We start from the raw sequence: 22321 nt of genomic DNA, 5'->3' as shown, positions 1-22321 counted from the left end.
AATTACTTTTCTTCCAGCTCGATGTTGATACCCAGCGAGCGGATTTCTTTCAACAATACGTTGAAGGATTCCGGCATGCCTGGCTCCATCTGATGATTGCCATCCACGATGTTCTTATACATCTTGGTACGGCCGTTCACGTCATCAGACTTAACAGTCAACATTTCTTGCAGGGTATAAGCCGCACCATAAGCTTCCAGCGCCCACACTTCCATCTCACCGAAGCGTTGACCACCGAACTGCGCCTTACCACCCAGCGGCTGCTGAGTAACCAGGCTATAAGAACCGGTGGAACGGGCATGCATCTTATCGTCAACCAAGTGGTTCAGTTTCAGCATGTACATGTAGCCCACGGTAACCTGACGCTCAAATTGCTCACCGGTACGTCCATCGTACAGGGTAATCTGACCGGAGGTAGGGATACCGCCCATCTGCAACAGTTCCTTGATTTCTTTCTCTTTTGCACCGTCGAATACCGGCGTTGCAATTGGCATACCTTTTTTCAGGTTTTCAGCCAGACGCATAACTTCTTCGTCGGAGAAAGTGCTCAGGTCAACTTTTTGACGCAAATCGTCGCCCAGATCGTAGGCTCTCTGGATAAACTCACGCAGTTTAGTCACTTCTTCATGCTGCTTAAGCATGGCGTTGATCTTCTCGCCGATACCTTTTGCAGCCATACCCAAGTGGGTTTCCAGAATCTGACCAATGTTCATACGTGAAGGTACACCCAGCGGGTTCAGTACGATATCGACCGGCGTACCGTTCTCATCGTAAGGCATATCTTCGATCGGGTTGATCTTGGAGATAACACCTTTGTTCCCGTGACGACCAGCCATCTTGTCACCCGGTTGGATCTGACGCTTAACAGCCAGATAAACCTTAACGATTTTCAGCACACCTGGTGCCAGATCATCGCCCTGAGTGATTTTACGGCGCTTAGCTTCGAGTTTTTTCTCAAACTCGTGCTTCAGCTCATCATACTGTTCTGCCAACTGTTCCAACTGATTCTGTTTATCTTCGTCAGTCAGGCCCAGTTCCAACCAACGCTCGCGCGGCAGTTTGTCCAGTTTGTCAGCTTCAACGCCGCCAGAAACCAGCACAGCGTGGATACGTCCAAACAGGCCCGCTTCCAGAATCTGCAACTCTTCAGTCAGGTCCTTCTTCGCCTGCTTCAGCTGCATTTCTTCGATTTCCAACGCACGTTTGTCTTTTTCCACGCCGTCGCGGGTAAAGACTTGTACGTCGATAATCGTACCGGAAACACCGTTTGGTACACGCAGAGAAGAGTCTTTAACGTCGGACGCTTTCTCACCGAAGATCGCACGCAGCAGCTTCTCTTCTGGCGTCAGTTGGGTTTCACCTTTCGGCGTTACCTTACCAACCAGAATGTCACCACCGGTTACTTCAGCACCGATGTAAACGATGCCGGACTCATCCAGTTTGGAAAGTGCTGCTTCACCCACGTTCGGGATGTCCGCAGTAATTTCTTCCGGCCCTAACTTGGTGTCACGAGAGACACAGGCCAGTTCCTGAATGTGGATGGTCGTAAAGCGATCTTCCTGAACCACACGCTCGGAAACGAGGATGGAGTCTTCGAAGTTGTAACCATTCCATGGCATGAATGCCACGCGCATATTCTGACCCAGCGCCAGTTCACCCAGATCGGTGGACGGGCCATCGGCCAGAACATCACCACGTTCTACAGGTTCACCCAGCGACACACACGGCATCTGGCTGATGCAGGTGTTCTGGTTAGAACGGGTATATTTGGTCAGGTTATAGATGTCGATCCCGGCTTCGCCCGGATACATTTCATCGTCATTAACGCGGATTACAATACGAGATGCATCCACGTACTGTACTGTACCACCACGTTTGGCTACGGCAGTTACACCGGAGTCAACCGCAACAGCGCGTTCCATACCTGTACCAACCAGCGGCTTATCAGCGCGTAAGGTCGGAACGGCTTGACGTTGCATGTTCGCACCCATCAGGGCACGGTTGGCGTCATCGTGTTCCAGGAACGGAATCAGGGACGCACCGACGGAAACTATCTGCTGTGTGGAAACGTCCATATATTCAACCTGATCACGGCTGAACAAGCTGGACTCCCCTTTGTTACGGCAGGTAACCAGTTCGTCGATGAAGCGGCCTTCTTCGTCTAAATTGGTGTTTGCCTGTGCGATAACGAAGTTACCTTCCTCAATCGCAGACAGGTAATGAATCTCATCCGTAACCACGTTTTCACGCACGCGACGATATGGGGTTTCAAGGAAACCGTATTCGTTAGTTTGCGCATAAACGGACAGGGAGTTGATCAGACCGATGTTCGGACCTTCCGGCGTTTCGATAGGACAAACACGACCATAGTGAGTCGGGTGTACGTCACGAACTTCAAAGCCAGCACGTTCACGCGTCAGACCACCTGGGCCCAATGCAGAGATACGACGTTTATGCGTAATCTCGGACAGTGGGTTGTTCTGGTCCATAAACTGTGACAGTTGGCTCGAACCGAAGAACTCTTTCACGGCAGCCGAAATCGGCTTGGCGTTAATCATGTCCTGTGGCATCAGCGTATCGAGGTCACCCAGAGACAGGCGCTCTTTTACGGCACGTTCTACACGCACCAGACCAACGCGGAATTGGTTTTCTGCCATTTCGCCGACGGAACGGATGCGACGGTTGCCGAGGTGGTCGATATCATCCACTTCGCCTTTACCGTTACGGATATCAATGAGCTTCTTCATCACTTCGATGATGTCATCTTTGCTCAGGATACCGGAACCTTCGATCTCATCGCGTAGCAGAGAACGGTTGAACTTCATACGGCCAACCGCAGACAAGTCGTAGCGGTCTTCAGAGAAGAACAGGTTCTCGAACAGCGTTTCTGCAGCTTCACGCGTTGGCGGTTCACCAGGACGCATCATGCGATAGATTTCAACCAGCGCGCTCAGACGATCGCTTGACGGATCGACGCGCACGGTTTCAGACATGTATGCACCGTGATCAAGATCGTTGGTGAACAGGGTCTCAATACGCTTGTGACCAGACTGGCTCAGTTTAGCCAGCAGGTCCAGCGACAGCTCCATGTTGGCTGCGCCGATCAGCTCGCCAGTGCTCTCGTCGATATAATCTTTGGACAGCACTTTTCCAGCGATATATTCAACAGGCACTTCAATGCGCTCAATGCTGTCTTTCTCTAACTGACGAATATGACGTGCAGTGATGCGGCGACCTTTTTCGATATAAACTTTACCGTTCGCTTCAATATCAAACGACGCAGTTTCACCACGCAAGCGTTCAGGAACCAGATCCATCTGCAATTTATTGCCATTGATTTCATAGACAATTTTATCGAAGAAAAGATCGAGAATCTGTGCGGTGGAGTAACCCAGTGCGCGCAGGATAATGGTCGCAGGCAATTTGCGACGACGGTCGATACGGACAAACAGGTTATCCTTCGGATCAAACTCGAAATCCAGCCAGGAACCACGGTAAGGAATAATACGTGCGTTATACAGCACCTTACCTGAAGAGTGGGTTTTACCTTTGTCGCTATCGAAGAACACACCTGGACTACGGTGCAACTGAGACACGATTACACGCTCAGTACCGTTGATCACGAAGGTACCGTTATCGGTCATGAGCGGAATTTCGCCCATGTAAACTTCTTGTTCTTTGATGTCTTTAACGGTGCCTTCAGGCGCTTCACGCTCGTAGATCACCAGACGCAGTTTCACGCGTAGCGGTGCAGAGAACGTCACACCACGGATCTGACATTCTTTAACGTCAAATACCGGTTCGCCCAAGCGATAGCTAACATATTGCAGCTCTGAATTACCGCTATAGCTCTTTATGGGGAAAACAGAACGGAATGCAGCTTCCAAACCGTGCTGACCTTCCGGGTCTTGCTCGATAAACTTCTGGAACGAGTCAAGTTGGATAGAAAGGAGATAAGGTATGTCCAAAACTTGTGGACGTTTACCAAAATCCTTACGAATACGTTTTTTCTCGGTATAGGAGTAAACCATAGGGTTCCTCAGCTAGCTGACAAGTCGAACCACTCTGTCTGTCCTAACAAGGACAGTTCATGCAACACTATTTATGTTGGTCGGAAAATAGAGAACTTTCCGTAATACGTCTTTCTATTACTCTTAAACCATTTCGTTGCTCTTGCTTAGGCAAGCGCCCTATTGCTGGAAAGCAGTATATTAAGTCGTCAATAGAAAAAAATATTTGGGGAAATCAATGGCTAAACAGTGTGAAATCCCATTGATGCCCTACAGCGCAAAAAGGCTGGTGACTAAAAAGTCACCAGCCATCAGCCTAATAAATCAGGCTGCAACCTGAAAGGTTGGCTTATTTAACTTCAACTTCTGCGCCAGCTTCTTCCAGAGATTTCTTCAGTGATTCAGCGTCATCTTTGCTCACGCCTTCTTTCATAACTGCTGGAGCAGATTCAACCAGATCTTTGGCTTCTTTCAGGCCCAGACCAGTTGCGCTACGAACAGCTTTGATTACAGCAACTTTGTTAGCGCCGATAGCTTTCAGCACAACATCGAACTCAGTTTTTTCTTCAGCAACTTCAGCTGGGCCAGCAGCAACAGCTACAGCAGCAGCAGCAGAAACACCGAATTTTTCTTCCATAGCGGAAATCAGTTCAACAACATCCATTACAGACATAGCCGCTACTGCTTCCAGAATTTGATCTTTAGTGATAGACATGACAATTGTTCCTAAGAATCAGAAATAGTTTATACGTTAGCAAGTGCGATAGAAAAGAAAGCGCTATTAAGCCGCTTCTTTTGCATCGCGAACAGCAGCCAGAGTGCGGACCAGTTTGCCGGCAGCGGCTTCTTTCATGGTCGACATCAGACGTGCCAGTGCTTCTTCGTAAGTCGGCAGCGTTGCCAGACGGTCAATTTGAGCCGCCGGGATCAGCTCGCCTTCAAAGGCTGCAGCTTTGACCTCAAATTTTGCATTCGCTTTCGCGAAATCTTTGAACAGACGAGCAGCAGCGCCCGGGTGTTCCATAGAATATGCAATCAGGGTCGGACCAACAAACGTGTCTTTCAGGCATTCAAATTGAGTACCTTCAACGACGCGGCGCAGCAGGGTGTTACGAACAACACGCATGTAAACGCCAGCTTCACGACCCGCTTTACGCAGTTCAGTCATTTTATCAACGGTAACGCCACGGGAATCCGCAACAACCGCAGACAGCGCACCTTTGGCCACTTCGCTGACTTCAGCAACAATCGCTTGTTTGTCTTGAAGATTTAATGCCATTAGCTTTTGCTCCTGGATTTAGCCGGAAAAACTCTCCGGAACTCACTTCACTTATCGCCAAAATTAGAGATAAGCGTTGAAACACGGTGAGCAGAATCCAGTAAAAAATTATTCTTTATAAAAAAGAAAAACGTTATTTAGGCTCTGTCACCGTCTACGCAGGAAAATTAAGTTTCTTACGAAACACCTGCGGTCTTGGACGGAGGCCTGGATAGGCCAGGCTCCAACCGAATAATTCTTGCGTCATCCCACTCGAAGAACAACGGGCGTAAAATTATAGGTAAATCCCACACCCGAGTAAAGCGGAACAAAAGCTATTAGTTAGCAACAGCGTTCAAGCCGCTCTGGTCGATAGAAACACCAGCGCCCATAGTGGTGGACAGACTAACTTTCTTGATGTACACACCTTTTGCCTGAGATGGTTTTGCTTTTTTCAGCGCAACCAGCAAGGACTCAAGGTTTTCTTTCAATTTGTCAGAATCGAAATCAACCTTACCGATAGTGGTATGGATGATGCCGTTCTTGTCGTTACGGTAACGAACCTGACCTGCTTTAGCATTATTAACTGCTTCAGCAACGTTAGGTGTTACAGTACCCACTTTCGGGTTTGGCATCAGGCCGCGCGGCCCGAGCAGTTGGCCCAATTGGCCTACAACGCGCATTGCATCTGGAGAAGCAATAACAACGTCAAAGCCCATTTCGCCTTTCTTGATCTGATCAGCCAGATCTTCCATGCCCACAAATTCAGCGCCAGCAGCTTTAGCAGCTTCAGCGTTTGCACCTTGGGTGAAGACAGCGACACGAACAGAACGACCGGTACCATGAGGCAGAACGGTTGCACCACGAACGTTTTGGTCAGATTTACGTGCATCGATGCCGAGGTTAACAGCTACGTCTACACTTTCTACAAACTTAGCAGTGGCCAGCTCTTTGAGCAGAGCAACAGCTTCGTTGATGTCATACTGTTTAGTTACATCAACTTTGTCACGGATCACGCGCATGCGCTTGGTCAGCTTAGCCATTTATTAATCCTCCACTACCAGGCCCATGGAACGAGCAGTACCTGCTATAGAGCGCACCATGGCGTCTACATCAGAACCAGTCATGTCCGCAGCTTTAGTTTCTGCGATTTCACGAACCTGAGCGCTCGTTACTTTACCTACTTTGTCTTTGTTCGGCTTGCCGGAACCAGACTTGATACCAGCAGCTTTCTTCAGCAGAACTGCTGCTGGAGGCGTTTTGGTAACGAAGGTGAAAGAACGGTCAGAATAAACGGTAATAACAACCGGAGTCGGCAGGCCCTTCTCAATGCTTTCAGTTTTAGCATTGAACGCCTTACAGAATTCCATGATGTTAACACCTTGCTGACCCAGAGCCGGACCTACTGGTGGGCTCGGGTTAGCCATACCAGCTGCAACTTGCAGCTTGACATAGGCTTGTACTTTCTTGGCCATTTAACTTTCCTCGATTGGGTAATAGCGCCTAGTAAAAGGCTCCCCGTGGTTTGTATTACGCTTCAGACGCCGTTAAGGCCACTGAAAAACAAAAGGCGCGAAATTATAGGTTAATTTCGCGCCATAGGCAAGTAGCTATTTTCAGCAAGTCTTGTCAGAAAATTAGCCTTTTTCGACCTGAGCAAAGTCCAATTCAACAGGTGTCGCACGACCAAATATAGAAACAGACACCTTCAGGCGGCTTTTCTCATAGTCGACTTCTTCGACAACACCGTTAAAGTCGGCAAACGGACCGTCGTTAACGCGAACCATTTCACCTGGTTCAAACAGCGTTTTCGGACGAGGCTTATCACCAACCTGCTGGAGACGATTCATAATCGCATCCACTTCTTTGTCACTGATCGGTGCAGGACGGTCAGATGTACCACCAATGAACCCCATAACACGAGGAACACTGCGCACAAGATGCCAGCTAGCATCTTCCATAACCATCTGTACCAAGACATAACCAGGGAAAAACTTGCGCTCGCTCTTGCGGCGCTGACCACCACGGATCTCAACTACTTCTTCAGTAGGAACCATGACTTCGCCAAACAGTTCTTCCATGTTATGGAGTTTGATGTGCTCACGCAGCGATTGTGCTACGCGGCCTTCAAAACCAGAAAACGCCTGAACGACGTACCAACGTTTTTTTGGAGCTTCAGACATCTTAGAACCTCAGGCCAGTGATAAACGATACCAGACGGACCAGAATACCATCCAGCCCCCACAAAATCAGCGACATCACGGCAGTCACCGCGGCAACGATTAACGTGGTGTGTAACGTTTCCTGACGAGTCGGCCAAATTACTTTGCGTACTTCAGTACGCGCTTCGCGAGCAAACGCTACGGTTGCTTTGCCTTTCGTGGTCAGCAGTGCCACACCACCGGCTGCGGCGATCAGGATAACAACGGCCAATGCACGCAGAGGAAGACTAAATTCGCGGTAATAATAATTGCCAACAATCGCAACGACCAGCAAGGCACCTACTACTAGCCACTTAATCACTTCCAGGCTACGCCCACTATCCTGAGCTTCGGTATTCGCACTCATAAACCAACCTGTCACAATGATTCAGACAAATAACTTTGCCCCGCAACTACGGAGCAACCAAACCGAAAGATGTTCTGTAAAACGAATAATTCGGTATTTACGCCGTGTCTACAGAGCCTATCTCACCAATGATTATATCTCACAATCGCTGATGAGATAGGTTCTACCATGACAGCGTAGAAAAAGGGCATCAAATGATGCCCTTTTATCGCGTGTCGCGTCAAACGTTATCAGCGATTAAGCGATAACTTTAGCAACAACGCCCGCGCCTACAGTACGGCCGCCTTCACGGATTGCGAAACGCAAACCGTCGTCCATCGCGATTGGGTGGATCAGGGTTACAACCATTTTGATGTTGTCGCCCGGCATTACCATCTCTACGCCTTCTGGCAGTTCGATAGTACCCGTTACGTCAGTGGTACGGAAATAGAACTGAGGGCGGTAGCCTTTGAAGAACGGAGTATGACGGCCGCCTTCATCTTTGCTCAGGATGTACACTTCTGATTCGAACTGGGTGTGCGGCTTGATTGAACCCGGTTTGGCCAGTACCTGACCACGCTCGATTTCTTCACGCTTGATACCACGCAGCAGGACACCAACGTTCTCGCCTGCACGACCTTCGTCCAGCAGCTTACGGAACATTTCAACGCCGGTACAGGTTGATTTCACGGTATCTTTGATACCAACGATTTCAACTTCTTCACCAACTTTAACAATACCGCGCTCTACACGACCGGTAACAACGGTACCACGACCGGAGATGGAGAATACATCTTCGATTGGCAGCAGGAACGGCTTATCAATCGCACGCTCTGGTTCTGGAATATAAGAATCCAGGTAACCGGCCAGTTCGATGATTTTTGCTTCCCACTCAGCTTCGCCTTCCAGCGCTTTCAGTGCAGAACCACGAATAACCGGGATGTCGTCGCCTGGGAAATCGTACTGAGACAGCAGCTCACGCACTTCCATCTCAACCAGTTCCAGCAGCTCTTCGTCATCAACCATGTCGCATTTGTTCATGAATACGATCATGAAAGGAACGCCAACCTGGCGACCCAGCAGGATGTGCTCACGGGTCTGAGGCATTGGGCCATCAGTCGCAGCAACAACCAGGATCGCGCCATCCATCTGAGCAGCACCGGTGATCATGTTTTTCACATAGTCGGCGTGTCCTGGGCAGTCAACGTGCGCATAGTGGCGAGCCGGGGTATCGTATTCAACGTGAGAGGTGTTGATGGTGATACCACGTGCTTTTTCTTCCGGTGCGTTATCGATCTGGTCGAATGCACGCGCGCTGCCACCGTAGGTTTTAGCCAGAACGGTAGTTATTGCAGCGGTAAGCGTTGTTTTACCATGGTCAACGTGGCCGATAGTACCGACGTTAACGTGCGGTTTTGTACGTTCAAATTTTTCTTTAGACATCGATTGTCCCTCTAAGACACGGATAAATCGGTGGTATCACCACATCAACCAAGCGATAGCTTGCTGAATTTATTCACAGAAAGAAAATCAGGAGGAGGAAAAGGAAGTGGTGCTGATAGGCAGATTCGAACTGCCGACCTCACCCTTACCAAGGGTGCGCTCTACCAACTGAGCTATATCAGCACATCTTGGAGCGGGCAGTGGGAATCGAACCCACATCATCAGCTTGGAAGGCTGAGGTAATAGCCATTATACGATGCCCGCATCCTGGAACTCGGCTACCTAATTTTTCTGTAGATTTTGAAGTTGGGGAATAAGATTTATAGACCCCGCCTTCGTCGATCCGGCTTAGGCTTGCTACCGTATCGAATATCCTGCTGCCAGGATTGAATTTGGTGGTGGGGGAAGGATTCGAACCTTCGAAGTCTGTGACGGCAGATTTACAGTCTGCTCCCTTTGGCCGCTCGGGAACCCCACCTGATTGTGTACTTGATGGTGCCGGCTACCGGAATCGAACTGGTGACCTACTGATTACAAGTCAGTTGCTCTACCTACTGAGCTAAGCCGGCTTCAAGTGCTGCGCATTCTAGGTAGACAGAACGCTCGATGCAACAAAAAAATTGCGTAAAATGCGCTATCGCTTAGATTTTATCCAAATTAACCCATAAATCTAGAGTAGCAGCAAGAATTAGCACAAAGAACCACCAGATTTATCCAACAAAATGAAGATTTCACTATTGAACCTGCCCCATTCCTCTTGCCCAAAAATACATTTCTTGCCCTTTAGAAGAGCAGGCTCTGCACTGACAGATGCTATTTTGCTCGTTTCTCTAAGAAAATAGACTTGGAATAAATTTTGCGTGCTAGAAACAAATTTATGTCGAACGGGCAAAACGTGATGAAAACAATTCAACTCAATGCGGCAACCTTACCTCTCTATCGTGAAGAGCTGGCCAATCTACTGATAGATGCTGTAGAAAAAGGCGCTTCTGTTGGAAAAAAGTGCGTTTTTCCAACAGAAGGGGCTACTCTATTTAGATTCTTAAGCAGGATCCTCAGCAGAGGTATTCTACCGTGCCTTGGGATATCGCCATCTTGGAGAATGACCAAACTATGCCTGCACACCTGATGGTCATTACCACCCGACGGCATCTATTATAAGCGCCTCCTTGCAGTGAATAGTTTAGGTAAAGCAATCACCAGCTAGCGGGCCCTCTCGGTACAAACGCAGAAGCATCCATCACAGAACCGATTTTCTCTTCTTATTTCTATCCGCAAAGTGTTAACCTGCCCATTATCAAAAATTTATTACACAAGAGAAGGTGTTGCGATCATTGCGTTGGCTAAGCTAATAGCCCGCTTTCTCGCTGGGCTAAGAGTCCCTTTTCTTACCTGTTAAGCAGGCAGAACACGACTTATGAGCAATAGAGATCAATCATTGGCCACGCCATATCTACAATTTAACCGCAGCCAATGGGCCGCCTTGCGCGATTCTGTCCCGTTAACGCTGACAGAAGAAGAGATCGTTAAGCTCAAAGGGATCAACGAGGATCTTTCATTAGACGAGGTCGCAGAAATTTATCTACCGTTATCTCGCCTGCTCAATTTTTATATCAACTCTAACTTACGCCGTCAGGCTGTACTTGAGCAGTTCTTAGGAACTGATGGCCAAAAGATACCTTATATAATAGGTATTGCAGGTAGTGTCGCAGTAGGAAAAAGTACCACTGCCCGTGTACTTCAAGCATTATTGAGCCGCTGGCCAGAACATCGTAGTGTAGAACTAATTACAACTGATGGATTTCTTCATCCAAATAAGGTACTAAAAGAACGTGATTTGATGAAGAAAAAAGGCTTCCCGCAATCATATGATATGCATAGCCTAGTGAAATTTGTTTCGGATATAAAATCGGGAACACATCAAGTCACCGCCCCAACGTATTCGCACTTAACATACGACATCGTTCCTAATAATAATAAAGTGTTGGAGCAACCTGATATTTTAATATTAGAAGGCTTAAACGTCCTACAAAGTGGTATGGACTATCCACATGATCCACATAGAGTTTTTGTTTCTGACTTTGTGGATTTTTCTATCTATGTCGATGCCCCTGAAACATTGCTACAACCATGGTATATAAATCGCTTTTTAAAATTCAGGCAAGGTGCATTCTCAAATCCAAATTCGTATTTTCATAATTATGCAAAATTGACGGAAGAAGAAGCTGTCGGCATCGCATCTCAATTATGGAAGGAAATTAACGGGCTTAATTTAAAAGAAAACATCCTACCCACAAGGGAAAGGGCCAGCCTTATTATGACTAAAAGCGCTAACCATGCGGTTGAGTGTGTTCGATTAAGAAAATAAATATATGAAAATGGGCACCCCCCATTTTCATACACCACGCAGAGAAATTTCGCCACCAATATATGACGTTATCAGGCCGTCATTTTCTAATAACAATGCACCTTGGCTATCTATTCCACGGTCAACTCCATATATCTCGCGGTTGCCGATAATCAAACGAACTGGGCGGTTAAAATAATTATCCAATCTTTCCCATCTGGAAATGAATGGTTCAAGGCCTTCTAGTTCAAAGACAGCTAAAGCACCTCTTAATTCAGAAATGAGGGTTGAAGCCAGTGTATTGCGATTAATGTCTATGCCCGCTTCTTGTAAATTTATCCAGCCTTGATTAATAGTATCTGGAGCTGGCTCTCTCATTTGTAAATTTATACCCGCTCCAATTACCAAATTAGCAGCATCACCTGTTTTCCCGGTAAGCTCGACAAGAATACCGGCTAATTTTCGATCCTTTAGGTATAAGTCATTGGGCCATTTGACCCGCACACCGTCAGCACCAAGCTTATGTAACACCTCAGCCATTACGATACCGATTACCAGACTGACTCCAACAGCCGCTGCAGGTCCCTGCTCTAGGCGCCAATATAAGGACAAATATAAATTCGCACCAAAGGGTGAAAACCATTGTCGGCCCCGACGACCACGGCCAGATTGCTGATATTCGGCAAGACAAGCATCACCGGAGGATAACGTGTCCAGTCGTTCTAAAATGTACTGATTAGTAGAATCAACAACAGGTAAAACCGTCACTCCGCCTTCTGGTAAGTGCTTAAGGATTATTTCCTCATCTAATAACTGCATAGTAACGGGTAAAGAATAACCTTTACCCGTTACGGTAAATACGTCAATTCCCCAGTCACGTATAGTTTGAATATGTTTATTAATTGCAGCTCGACTCATCCCCATCATTTCACCCAGTACTTCACCGGAATAAAAATCACCATCCGAGAGAATCTTAATTAATTTAAGAGGAACCGTAATATCTTTCATGATAATACCTCGATAGCATTGACCTCGCCATGCGCAGCAATAAAACGGACTTCAGGTTCCAGCTGTATAGAGAACTTTGCAGCGACCTGATTGCGGACATAACGAGCTAATTCGACAATATCTGAACCTTTTGCATTACTTTTATTGATCAGAACTAATGCCTGTTGCTCGTGAACAGCAGCACCACCGAGTTGAAATCCTTTAAGCTTGCACTGATCAATTAACCATCCAGCTGCCAATTTAACATTCCCGTCAGCTTGTAAATACTGGGGCATATTTGGGTACTCTCGTAAAATACTGTCAGCATGCTGTTTTGTAACTATCGGATTTTTGAAAAAGCTACCTGCATTACCTGTCACGACAGGATCAGGGAGCTTGCTTCGGCGCATATGACATACAGAATCAAATACCTGCTGTGGCGTAACTGTCGCAGGATTCAATTTTGCCAAATCACCGTAGTTCAGTACCGGATTCCACTCTTTTTTTAAAAAAATCCCCACTGCGGTAATTGCAAACCCATAACGATATTGATGCTTAAATATACTTTCACGGTAACCGAATTGGCATTCTTCAGTGGTAAGATGTATAGTTTTACCTTCGGTCAGATCCAATAACTCAACATAATCACAGACATGTTGTAATTCGATACCATACGCACCAATATTCTGTATAGGTGCAGACCCCACACATCCGGGAATTAGCGCCAAATTTTCTAACCCAGTAATTCCACATTTAAGCGTATATTCAACTAATTGATGCCAATTTTCACCAGCGCCAACATGAAGATACCAGCCATCGCTTTCTTCGCGAATATCTATGCCTTTAAGCCGATTTAGCAGAATTGTGCCTAAAAAATCTTCCAGAAAAAGAACATTACTCCCTTCCCCTAGCAATAAAACTGGCTCTTGTGATGCACTGGCGACGCGCCACTCTTCAATCAATTTATCCTGAGTATCCGCAACCTTAATACAAGATGCAGAAACAGATAATGAGAAAGAGTTATGAGACCTCAAGGAAATAACGCTTGGCGCCATAATAGAAATACCGACTAATTTAGATATCACACAGTCTACCTGATCTACGCAAGATACCGATGGCCTTTTGCCACCGGAGATGCATCAATAATCCCTCGCCCCAAATGCCCCACAGCAAAAAGCCCCCGTCTTTCGACAGGGGCTTTCCACATGTTTGATGCCTGGCAGTTCCCTACTCTCACATGGGGAGACCCCACACTACCATCGGCGCTACGGCGTTTCACTTCTGAGTTCGGCATGGGGTCAGGTGGGACCACCGCGCTATCGCCGCCAGGCAAATTCTGTTTCATTCCAACCGTTACACTTCACTTTTCTTGTGTCGTATAACCATCAGAACCAATCTTTGAACAAGCTGAATATCGTTTTATATGAGTCACCCACAAAACACCTTCGGTGTTGTAAGGTTAAGCCTCTCGGGTCATTAGTACTGGTTAGCTCAACGTATCGCTACGCTTACACACCCAGCCTATCTACGTCGTAGTCTTCAACGGCCCTTCAGGGGCATCTAGTGCCCAGGGAAGACTCATCTCGAGGCAAGTTTCCCGCTTAGATGCTTTCAGCGGTTATCTCTTCCGCACTTAGCTACCGGGTCCAGACGCTTCCACTAACACACAAACTGATTCAGGTTCTGGGCTCCTCCCCGTTCGCTCGCCGGTACTAGGGGAATCTCGGTGGGTACTGAGATGTTTCAGTTCCCCCGGTTCGCCTCATTACGCTATGTATTCACGTAATGATAATGTGTCGAAACACATTGGGTTTCCCCATTCGGGTATCGTCGGGTATAACGCTTCATATCAGCTTACCGACGCTTATCGCAGATTAGCACGCCCTTCATCGCCTCTGACTGCCTAGGCATCCACCGTGTACGCTTAGTCGCTTAACCTCACAACCCGAAGATGTTTCTTTCGATTCATCCTCGCGCTGCGATTATTTGAGAGACTCATTGACATGCTGATTCATCACGACCCGCCCGAAGGCAGTCATGCATGTTCAGCTGTCATGTTTCAATTTTCAGCTTGTTCCAGATTGTTAAAGAGCAAAACATCGCAGTGCACCCAAACAGGTACACTCTGATGTTTTTTATCATACCGAGTAGTGATGGTGGAGCTATGCGGGATCGAACCGCAGACCTCCTGCGTGCAAGGCAGGCGCTCTCCCAGCTGAGCTATAACCCCGTCTCTACTTACAGTTACCTTAGATACCACTCATGGAAGAGTTGGTAGGCCTGAGTGGACTTGAACCACCGACCTCACCCTTATCAGGGGTGCGCTCTAACCACCTGAGCTACAAGCCTATTAAGGTATTTCTGCTCGTTATTTTCATCAGACAATCTGTGTGAGCACTTCACTTAACACACATCTTTATTGGTAAGGAGGTGATCCAACCGCAGGTTCCCCTACGGTTACCTTGTTACGACTTCACCCCAGTCATGAATCACAAAGTGGTAAGCGCCCTCCCGAAGGTTAAGCTACCTACTTCTTTTGCAACCCACTCCCATGGTGTGACGGGCGGTGTGTACAAGGCCCGGGAACGTATTCACCGTAGCATTCTGATCTACGATTACTAGCGATTCCGACTTCATGGAGTCGAGTTGCAGACTCCAATCCGGACTACGACGTACTTTATGAGGTCCGCTGGCTCCCGCGAGTTCGCTTCTCTTTGTATACGCCATTGATGGCAAGAGGCCCGAAGGTCCCCCTCTTTGGTCCGAAGACGTTATGCGGTATTAGCTACCGTTTCCAGTAGTTATCCCCCTCCATCAGGCAGTTTCCCAGACATTACTCACCCGTCCGCCGCTCGTCACCCAAAGAGCAAGCTCTTCTGTGCTACCGCTCGACTTGCATGTGTTAGGCCTGCCGCCAGCGTTCAATCTGAGCCATGATCAAACTCTTCAATTTAAGATTTGTTTGATTTGCTGAACTCGTCAGCGATGCTCAAAGAATTAGTAACTGTTCATTCGTAATGAATTTTACTGTTGTTCACTCTTCAAGACTTTTTATATCGTTTAAGATACGGTCTTGTGAGTGCCCACACAGATTGTCTGATTATATTGTTAAAGAGCAGTGCCACGTCTTCCGTGGCGCGGGCCGCATATATTATGCTTTTCCGCTGTGAAGTCAAGTCATTACTGACTGCCTTCGTTGAATCTTTTCTCTGTCACCACAACCGCGTGTCGCTGTTGCCGTGTCAGTGGATGCGCATTATAGGGACTTCTCGCCCGCTGACAAGCGCTAAATGCAAAATAATTATCGAGTGGAGATTTCTTCAGCAAAGCGCAGTAAAAGACAGCGTTATGCCGGATTTTTCGCCGCTAATTGCGCGAAATCCTGTGCAAAACGGGCAACCTGCTGCCAGTCCGTATATTCAACTTCTTTACTGCTATCCGTTTCGCCGCCCGTCATACGCATAATTAGCTGAATCATTACCCGATCAAACCAACGATAACGCGGATAACGCAAAGCACCCGCGAACACACAGCACAAATCCGGCTGCCAAGGGGAATTCAGCAGGAACTTACGCGTATAGGCATTGGTTTGTATTGTGCGCTTTTCTGGTTTACGTGCGGTGAGGTTAACTGAGAAGAATGCGCTAGGCAGTTGTCGCAGAGAAGCCAGATGCTTATGGATAAATTGATTTACCGCTGGATGAAAGCGCCCGTACCGAATCGACGCCCCAATAAGCACCTGATCGTATTGGCCCAGATCGATATCATTCGCATTGAGTACGTTAACAACATCACACTCCAGCGTTCCTTTCAGCGTATTCGCAATATAGGAGGCAATCGCTCTTGTTTGCCCATCCCGACTCGAAAACACGATCAAAGCTTTCATTGTTCTTTATCCTTATTGGTACTATTCCCGCCAGAAGGTTGGCGTAAACAGCACTAAAAGCGTGAAGACTTCCAAACGACCAAACAGCATTGTCAGTATCAGAATCCATTTCGCCGTATCATTCATCGACGTAAAATTCTCAGCGACAACACCCAGCCCCGGCCCCAGATTATTCAATGTGGCAGCGACCGCAGCAAACGCGGAGAAATCATCAACGCCTGTCGCAATGACGGCCAGCATGCTGACAATAAAAACCAGTGCATACGCGGAAAAGAATCCCCATACAGCTTCAAGAATGCGCTCCGGTAACGCTCGGTGGCCCAACTTAATTGTGTAAACTGCATTCGGATGCACTAAACGCTTGAGCTCACGCGACCCTTGCAGGAAAAGTAGCAGGATACGAATCACTTTCAAGCCGCCGCCAGTTGACCCCGCACATCCGCCAATAAACGCGGAACACAGAAGCAAAACCGGCAGAAAAAGTGGCCACGATGCAATGCTATCCGTCGTAAACCCTGCCGTTGTCGCCATAGAGACAACCTGGAAGAATGCCTGGTTGATCGTCTGCATACCGCTGTCATAAACATGGTGGAACCACAGGACAATCGTACACACGGCCACCAGCGACAGTTGAACAAAAATGAACATGCGAAATTCTGGGTCACGCCAGTATACCTTCAGGCTGCGGCCGCTCAGCAGGGCAAAGTGCAAACCAAAGTTACAGCCGGAAATCAGCAAGAATATCGCGATGATGGTGTTAATCGTTGGGCTGTTGAAGTAGCCGATACTGGCATCGTGGGTAGAGAAACCTCCGACTGACACCGTAGAGAAACTGTGCCCAATTGCATCAAATACTGGCATTCCCGCCAGCCAAAGCGCAACAGCACAAGCAATAGTAAGTAAGAGATAAATCAGCCACAGCGTTTTCGCCGTATCGGCAATACGCGGGCGCATTTTGTTTTCCTTCAGCGGCCCCGGCATCTCTGCGCGATACAACTGCATCCCACCGACGCCAAGAATCGGTAGGATAGCAACGGCGAGAACGATGATCCCCATCCCACCAAACCATTGCAGCATTTGTCGATAAAACAGGATGGCTTTAGGCAATGAATCCAGCCCGACCAGCGTGGTCGCTCCCGTTGTCGTTAACCCAGAGAACGATTCGAAAAAAGCATCCGTTACGCCCAGATTAGGGTGTTCCGCAAACAGGAAAGGCAGAGCCCCAACGCTTCCCAGTACCGTCCAGAAGAGGACAACGATTAGGAATCCTTCACGAGATTTCAGTTCATGCTTCTGCTTGCGGTTTGGTAGCCACAGCATGATGCCAATTGCCAGCGCGACAATAAATGTCTGCGTAAACGCACGGCCTGCGCCATCGCGGTAAATTAACGCCACCAGGCCGGGAATAACCATCGTTCCGGAAAAAAGGATAACCAACTGGCCGACAATACGGGTTATGGCGCGCAAGTGCATCGCAGGGAATTCCTTAATGATTCATAAAAAAGCGCTGGGATTATTATGGAATCGGCAATAAATGCAACGCACCGCGACTTAAATCACGCAATTTCGTTGCCGCTTCCTCGGTTCCCCTGATAGGGAGAGAGAACCGCAATACGACGTCCACGCCATACTCGCTATGCAGCACTTTTCCGCCAAGCTGAAAGATCAGTGATTCCACCTGGGGCAACAGCGCATAGTCACATTGTAAGCCATACTCTTTTTGCAAGACCTTCTCTTGCAGCGATATCTGCTTCAGCGCTTGCTGAACGCCACCGCCATAAGCCTTCACTAACCCGCCAGTCCCTAGCGGGATTCCTCCATAGTAACGCACTACCACAGCCGTAATCTCACCGATACCGCTTCCCATCAATTGCGACAGCATCGGTTTACCCGCCGTGCCGGACGGCTCACCATCGTCAGAAAAACCAAGCTGTTGAGAATCGTCAGGCGCTCCTGCAACAAACGCCCAGCAGTGGTGCCCCGCCGAGGCATGTTCCTCTCTGACGTGCTGGATAAACGCTTTTGCCGCGTCGATTCCCGGCGTTGCCGCCAGGATCGTAGCAAAGCGGCTTTTCTTGATTTCCTCACTGAAGCTCACGGGCGCAGTAAGAATGGGATACGCGTGCATCAGGCCAGATTCAGGTCGCGCGTCATGTTTTCCACGCGCCCTTCATGAATGACAATATTATCCTCGATACGAATACCACCAAACGGTTTCAGCGCATCGATTTTTTGCCAGTCAAAGTGTTGACTACATGCACCCTCGCGCCACGGAGCGAGCAAGGATTCGATGAAGTAGATGCCCGGTTCGATCGTCATGACCATGCCAGGTTCGAGCACACGGGTACAACGTAGGTAAGGATGCTGCGTCGGTGCTGCCAGATGTGTACCGCGATCGTCTTGCATAAACCCAGCGACGTCATGCACCTGCAAGCCCAGCGGGTGACCAAGGCCGTGCGGCAGGAAAGGCGACGTCAGCCCCTGCTCTACCATGGCTTCTTCGCTGATATCCCGAACCAACTGATGTGATTTCAGCAGCTTCGCAATCCGCTGATGCATCTGAATGTGGTAATCGGTATAACGTACTCCCGCCTGCATGGTATCAATCAACGCGAGCATTTCCTGATTGAGATCTTTAATCAGTTGAGCAAAAGCCCCATCGCTCTGTGCCGAGTAGGTTCGCGTGAGGTCAGCGGCATATCCGTTATATTCAGCACCTGCATCAATCAGAAAGCTGCGGACATCGGAAGGCACCTGATGATCTAACTGGGTATAGTGCAACACTGCCGCATGTTCATTGAGCGCAATGATATTGCCGTAAGGCACATCGATATCCCGATGGCCAGTGGCCGTCAGATACGCCAAATTAATATCGAACTCGCTCATGCCAGAAAGAAACGCTTCATGCGCTGCACGATGACCGATAACCGCCGTCTTCTGTGCTTCACGCATGCAGGCCAGCTCGTAGTCTGTTTTGTAAGCGCGATGATAGTGCAGATAATCTAACACGCCCTGAGGATTGATATTGTCCGCCCGAATTCCCAAACCCTGTGCACGTTGTGGTGCATAGCCGATATAGGCAACGCGCTCACGCTGTGCTGGAAGCAGTTGCCCGATATCATCGGCATTGCGCAGCACGGCAATCTCAACCCCTGCGGTCCAGAAGCTCTCGGGCACCGGAGCAACGCTATGCCAGTAATCAACCGGCGAATAGAACCACAGCTTCGGCGGATTAACGCCATCAATCCATAGCCAGCAGTTCGGCACCTGCGTGACCGGCACCCAAGCTTTAAACTGCGGGTTAACTTTAAAAGGATAGTCGTGATCGTCCAGAAAAACGGTCAACAGCTCACCAGAATGAATCAGTAATGCGTCAAGCTTATGGCGCACTAAAACCGCCTGAGCACGCGTTTGCAGCGTAGCCAGATGGTGATGATATAAAGAAGCCAGCTTTTCCATGAGTATCCTTGTACGTCACGACTTGATCCCTCCATTTTAACACAGGCATCACCCAAGGGCAGCGTCCCATGCTTTGTGATCAATTCGGCAAAAAATTAATCTCCCGTTTGCAAAAAATTAACATTATAACCACAATTCGATTATCTGGTCATACCAGATCACTCACACAAACAGCGGAGATGAACATGCTTTATCAAGGTGAATCCCTCTACCTTAACTGGCTTGAGGACGGCATTGCCGAGCTGGTATTTTCTGCCCCTGGCTCTGTAAACACGCTAGATACCCGCACGGTTGCCAGCCTGGGTAAGGCGCTGGACGTTCTGGCGGAACAGCCGAACCTGAAGGGCTTACTGCTGCGATCAGACAAAGCTGCATTTATTGTCGGTGCCGATATCACGGAATTCCTTTCTCTTTTTGCCGCGCCGGCCGAAAAGCTGCATGAGTGGCTTGTCTTCGCCAACAGCATTTTCAACCGTCTTGAGGATTTACCCGTTCCCACGCTGTCCGCGATTAATAGCTATGCGCTGGGAGGCGGATGTGAATGCGTGCTGGCGACCGATTTTCGCTTAGCAACGCCAGATGCACGAATCGGGTTGCCTGAGACTAAACTCGGAATCATGCCGGGCTTTGGCGGCACAGTCAGGCTACCGCGTCTGTTAGGTGCAGACAGCGCGCTGGAGATTATCGCCGCAGGTAAAGACGTCAGCGCAGCCGATGCTTTAAAAGTGGGGCTGGTGCAGGCTGTTGTCGCTAATGAAAAACTGATTCCCGCCGCCATCAAGATGCTAAAGCAGGCCATAAATGGCGAGCTGGACTGGCTGGGTTACCGACGCCCGAAACTTGAGGCGCTGAAGCTCAATAAAATTGAAGCCATGATGAGCTTTACCACCGCCAAAGCGATGGTGCTACAAACCGCTGGGAAACATTATCCAGCGCCGATGTTAGCGGTAAAAACCATCGAAGCCGCCGCAACCATGACACGTGATGAGGCATTGCAGCTCGAAACGCAGCACTTCGTTCAACTGGCGCGTTCAAATGAAGCTCGCGCCCTCGTCGGCATTTTCCTCAACGGTCAATATGTTAAAGGAAAAGCGAAGAAGCTGATTGGCGAAACATCCGTACCAAAGCAGGCCGCCGTGCTGGGTGCGGGCATTATGGGCGGCGGAATTGCCTATCAATCCGCGTTCAAAGGCGTGCCAATTCGGATGAAGGATATCAACGAGAAGCCACTCGCGCTGGGGATGAACGAGGCAGCTAAGCTCCTGAATAAACAGATGGAACGAGGCAAACTGGACGGAATGAAAATGGCGACGATTTTGGCAAACATTCACCCGACGCTGGATTACGCCGGGTTCGAACGTACCGATATCGTAGTTGAAGCCGTCGTAGAGAACCCGAAAATCAAAGCCAGCGTATTAGCGGAAACCGAATTGCACGTTAGCGAGAATACGATTCTGGCTTCTAATACCTCAACGATTCCAATTGCTGTGCTGGCTGCATCGTTAAAACGACCGCAAAATTTCTGCGGTATGCACTTCTTCAACCCGGTACACCGCATGCCGCTGGTCGAAATTATTCGCGGCCCTAAAACCAGTGACAGTACCATCGCCAGCGTGGTGGCTTACGCCAGCAAGATGGGCAAGACGCCGATTGTTGTGAACGATTGCCCAGGATTCTTCGTAAATCGCGTCCTGTTCCCCTACTTTGCAGCATTCAGCATACTGCTCAGAGACGGTGCCGATTTCCGCGAGATCGATAACGTCATGGAGAAGAAATTCGGCTGGCCGATGGGTCCAGCCTATCTGCTGGACGTTGTCGGCATTGATACCGCTCACCATGCCCAAGCGGTGATGGCGGAAGGTTTTCCACAGCGGATGGCGAAAGACTATCGCGATGCGATTGACGTGTTGTTTGAGCATCAGCGCTTTGGGCAGAAAAATGGTCAGGGTTTCTACCGTTATCAAACGGATAGCAAAGGGAAACTGCGCAAAGAACAGGATGAAGCCGTAGATACGCTCCTTAAAGACATCAGCCAACCGAAAAAAACGTTCAGCGCAGAAGAGATTATCGCTCGGATGATGATCCCAATGATTAATGAAGTTGCGCGCTGTCTGGAAGAAGGTATTGTCGCCAGTCCTGCCGAAGCGGACATGGCACTGGTATATGGGTTAGGTTTTCCTCCCTTCCACGGCGGAGCCTGCCGCTATCTGGATACGTTGGGCAGCGAACGTTATGTCGAGATGGCGCAACAGCTGGCGCACCTCAGCGCCATCTATCAAGTGCCTGACGGCTTACAACAAAAAGCCAGAAGCAATGAAGGCTATTACCCATCGGTCGCGCCACACGCGGACGTTTCCCACGGTCAACCGGCATGAGGACAGGAA

17 protein-coding genes, 6 tRNA genes, 1 rRNA gene, 1 pseudogene and 2 other annotated features are annotated in these 22321 nt (G+C 48.7%); of the genes and pseudogenes, 3 read left to right on the top strand and 22 right to left on the bottom strand.

The features are described from left to right. Nucleotides 1-2: 2 nt before the first annotated feature. The 13 genes from rpoB to DCX48_14670 form a co-directional block, all read right to left on the bottom strand. A complete protein-coding gene (gene rpoB, locus DCX48_14730) occupies nt 3-4031 on the bottom strand; it encodes a DNA-directed RNA polymerase subunit beta (GenBank protein QXE15663.1) in 4029 nt (1342 codons plus the stop codon). Between the two features lie 328 nt (nt 4032-4359). Then, the gene (locus DCX48_14725) at nt 4360-4725 is read right to left on the bottom strand and encodes a 50S ribosomal protein L7/L12 (protein QXE15662.1); all 366 of its coding nucleotides are present in this window, start codon (nt 4723-4725) and stop codon (nt 4360-4362) included. Between the two features lie 66 nt (nt 4726-4791). Next, on the bottom strand, nt 4792-5289 hold the full coding sequence (locus tag DCX48_14720) for a 50S ribosomal protein L10 (protein QXE15661.1): 498 nt from the start codon (nt 5287-5289) through the stop codon (nt 4792-4794). 317 nt (nt 5290-5606) lie between these two features. Beyond that, nucleotides 5607-6311 carry a 50S ribosomal protein L1 gene (locus DCX48_14715; GenBank protein ID QXE15660.1) on the bottom strand — a complete coding sequence of 235 codons (705 nt, stop codon included), beginning with the start codon at nt 6309-6311 and terminating at the stop codon, nt 5607-5609. 3 nt (nt 6312-6314) lie between these two features. Then, nucleotides 6315-6743, bottom strand: coding sequence for a 50S ribosomal protein L11 (gene rplK, locus DCX48_14710; protein ID QXE15659.1), 429 nt, complete (start codon nt 6741-6743; stop codon nt 6315-6317). Nucleotides 6744-6905: 162 nt separating this feature from the next. After that, on the bottom strand, nt 6906-7451 hold the full coding sequence (gene nusG / locus DCX48_14705) for a transcription termination/antitermination protein NusG (protein ID QXE15658.1): 546 nt from the start codon (nt 7449-7451) through the stop codon (nt 6906-6908). A 1-nt stretch (nt 7452) separates the two neighbouring features. Further along, nucleotides 7453-7836, bottom strand: coding sequence for a preprotein translocase subunit SecE (secE, locus tag DCX48_14700; protein ID QXE15657.1), 384 nt, complete (start codon nt 7834-7836; stop codon nt 7453-7455). A 132-nt stretch (nt 7837-7968) separates the two neighbouring features. Then, the gene (locus tag DCX48_14695; GenBank protein QXE17260.1) at nt 7969-8070 is read right to left on the bottom strand and encodes an elongation factor tu; all 102 of its coding nucleotides are present in this window, start codon (nt 8068-8070) and stop codon (nt 7969-7971) included. A 3-nt stretch (nt 8071-8073) separates the two neighbouring features. Continuing rightward, on the bottom strand, nt 8074-9258 hold the full coding sequence (tuf, locus tag DCX48_14690) for an elongation factor Tu (GenBank protein ID QXE15656.1): 1185 nt from the start codon (nt 9256-9258) through the stop codon (nt 8074-8076). 107 nt (nt 9259-9365) lie between these two features. Next, nucleotides 9366-9441 (bottom strand) — tRNA-Thr (locus DCX48_14685). A gap of 6 nt (nt 9442-9447) precedes the next feature. Beyond that, nucleotides 9448-9522 (bottom strand) — tRNA-Gly (locus tag DCX48_14680). 129 nt (nt 9523-9651) lie between these two features. Further along, nucleotides 9652-9736, bottom strand: a tRNA-Tyr gene (locus tag DCX48_14675). A gap of 15 nt (nt 9737-9751) precedes the next feature. Further along, a tRNA-Thr gene (locus tag DCX48_14670) sits at nt 9752-9827 on the bottom strand. Nucleotides 9828-10156: 329 nt separating this feature from the next. On the opposite strand from DCX48_14670, the pseudogene DCX48_14665 reads away from it, so the two are divergent. Further along, nucleotides 10157-10465: pseudogene (locus tag DCX48_14665) on the top strand (GNAT family N-acetyltransferase). A 210-nt stretch (nt 10466-10675) separates the two neighbouring features. Continuing rightward, nucleotides 10676-11626, top strand: coding sequence for a type I pantothenate kinase (locus DCX48_14660; protein QXE15655.1), 951 nt, complete (start codon nt 10676-10678; stop codon nt 11624-11626). A gap of 27 nt (nt 11627-11653) precedes the next feature. Here DCX48_14660 and birA read toward each other — a convergent pair whose 3' ends face one another. From birA to DCX48_14615, 9 genes are all read right to left on the bottom strand, one after another. Next, a complete protein-coding gene (birA, locus tag DCX48_14655; protein QXE15654.1) occupies nt 11654-12613 on the bottom strand; it encodes a bifunctional biotin--[acetyl-CoA-carboxylase] ligase/biotin operon repressor BirA in 960 nt (319 codons plus the stop codon). After that, entirely contained in the window at nt 12610-13647 is a 1038-nt protein-coding gene (locus DCX48_14650) for a UDP-N-acetylenolpyruvoylglucosamine reductase (GenBank protein QXE17259.1), read from the bottom strand. Before DCX48_14650 ends, birA begins: the two co-directional genes overlap by 4 nt. 159 nt (nt 13648-13806) lie before the next feature. Beyond that, a 5S ribosomal RNA gene (gene rrf, locus DCX48_14645) occupies nt 13807-13922 on the bottom strand. 107 nt (nt 13923-14029) lie between these two features. Continuing rightward, nucleotides 14030-14539 (bottom strand) — a sequence feature (possible 23S ribosomal RNA but 16S or 23S rRNA prediction is too short). A gap of 207 nt (nt 14540-14746) precedes the next feature. Then, nucleotides 14747-14822 (bottom strand) — tRNA-Ala (locus DCX48_14640). A 42-nt stretch (nt 14823-14864) separates the two neighbouring features. Beyond that, nucleotides 14865-14941 (bottom strand) — tRNA-Ile (locus DCX48_14635). Between the two features lie 64 nt (nt 14942-15005). After that, nucleotides 15006-15545: a sequence feature (possible 16S ribosomal RNA but 16S or 23S rRNA prediction is too short), on the bottom strand. 393 nt (nt 15546-15938) lie between these two features. Next, nucleotides 15939-16478, bottom strand: a complete 540-nt coding sequence (locus DCX48_14630) for a menaquinone-dependent protoporphyrinogen IX dehydrogenase (protein QXE15653.1) — start codon at nt 16476-16478, stop codon at nt 15939-15941. A gap of 21 nt (nt 16479-16499) precedes the next feature. Next, on the bottom strand, nt 16500-17951 hold the full coding sequence (trkH, locus tag DCX48_14625) for a Trk system potassium transporter TrkH (GenBank protein ID QXE15652.1): 1452 nt from the start codon (nt 17949-17951) through the stop codon (nt 16500-16502). A gap of 43 nt (nt 17952-17994) precedes the next feature. Further along, on the bottom strand, nt 17995-18606 hold the full coding sequence (locus tag DCX48_14620; protein ID QXE15651.1) for an IMPACT family protein: 612 nt from the start codon (nt 18604-18606) through the stop codon (nt 17995-17997). Further along, entirely contained in the window at nt 18606-19937 is a 1332-nt protein-coding gene (locus tag DCX48_14615; GenBank protein ID QXE15650.1) for a Xaa-Pro dipeptidase, read from the bottom strand. Before DCX48_14615 ends, DCX48_14620 begins: the two co-directional genes overlap by 1 nt. 185 nt (nt 19938-20122) lie before the next feature. Here DCX48_14615 and fadB point away from each other — a divergent pair, with 185 nt between their 5' ends. Beyond that, complete coding sequence (gene fadB / locus DCX48_14610; protein ID QXE15649.1) at nt 20123-22312, top strand: fatty acid oxidation complex subunit alpha FadB; 2190 nt, start codon at nt 20123-20125, stop codon at nt 22310-22312. The last annotated feature ends 9 nt before the right edge of the window (nt 22313-22321 follow it).

The sequence above is a fragment of the Pectobacterium atrosepticum genome (assembly GCA_019056595.1).
GTDB classification, from domain to species: domain Bacteria; phylum Pseudomonadota; class Gammaproteobacteria; order Enterobacterales; family Enterobacteriaceae; genus Pectobacterium; species Pectobacterium atrosepticum.
The sequence above is the reverse complement of the archived record's forward strand: the minus strand, read 5'-3'. Positions and strand labels throughout refer to the sequence as shown.

Excerpts from the sequence above, each read along its gene's own strand:
- trkH (QXE15652.1), bottom strand. The coding sequence starts at position 17,951 with ATGCACTTGCGCGCCATAACCCGTATTGTCGGCCAGTTGGTTATCCTT.
- secE (QXE15657.1), bottom strand. The coding sequence starts at position 7,836 with ATGAGTGCGAATACCGAAGCTCAGGATAGTGGGCGTAGCCTGGAAGTG.
- DCX48_14615 (QXE15650.1), bottom strand. The coding sequence starts at position 19,937 with ATGGAAAAGCTGGCTTCTTTATATCATCACCATCTGGCTACGCTGCAA.
- DCX48_14660 (QXE15655.1), top strand. The coding sequence starts at position 10,676 with ATGAGCAATAGAGATCAATCATTGGCCACGCCATATCTACAATTTAAC.
- DCX48_14725 (QXE15662.1), bottom strand. The coding sequence starts at position 4,725 with ATGTCTATCACTAAAGATCAAATTCTGGAAGCAGTAGCGGCTATGTCT.
- DCX48_14630 (QXE15653.1), bottom strand. The coding sequence starts at position 16,478 with ATGAAAGCTTTGATCGTGTTTTCGAGTCGGGATGGGCAAACAAGAGCG.
- fadB (QXE15649.1), top strand. The coding sequence starts at position 20,123 with ATGCTTTATCAAGGTGAATCCCTCTACCTTAACTGGCTTGAGGACGGC.
- DCX48_14620 (QXE15651.1), bottom strand. The coding sequence starts at position 18,606 with ATGCACGCGTATCCCATTCTTACTGCGCCCGTGAGCTTCAGTGAGGAA.
- nusG (QXE15658.1), bottom strand. The coding sequence starts at position 7,451 with ATGTCTGAAGCTCCAAAAAAACGTTGGTACGTCGTTCAGGCGTTTTCT.
- DCX48_14650 (QXE17259.1), bottom strand. The coding sequence starts at position 13,647 with ATGGCGCCAAGCGTTATTTCCTTGAGGTCTCATAACTCTTTCTCATTA.
- DCX48_14720 (QXE15661.1), bottom strand. The coding sequence starts at position 5,289 with ATGGCATTAAATCTTCAAGACAAACAAGCGATTGTTGCTGAAGTCAGC.
- birA (QXE15654.1), bottom strand. The coding sequence starts at position 12,613 with ATGAAAGATATTACGGTTCCTCTTAAATTAATTAAGATTCTCTCGGAT.
- DCX48_14715 (QXE15660.1), bottom strand. The coding sequence starts at position 6,311 with ATGGCTAAGCTGACCAAGCGCATGCGCGTGATCCGTGACAAAGTTGAT.
- tuf (QXE15656.1), bottom strand. The coding sequence starts at position 9,258 with ATGTCTAAAGAAAAATTTGAACGTACAAAACCGCACGTTAACGTCGGT.
- rplK (QXE15659.1), bottom strand. The coding sequence starts at position 6,743 with ATGGCCAAGAAAGTACAAGCCTATGTCAAGCTGCAAGTTGCAGCTGGT.
- rpoB (QXE15663.1), bottom strand. The coding sequence starts at position 4,031 with ATGGTTTACTCCTATACCGAGAAAAAACGTATTCGTAAGGATTTTGGT.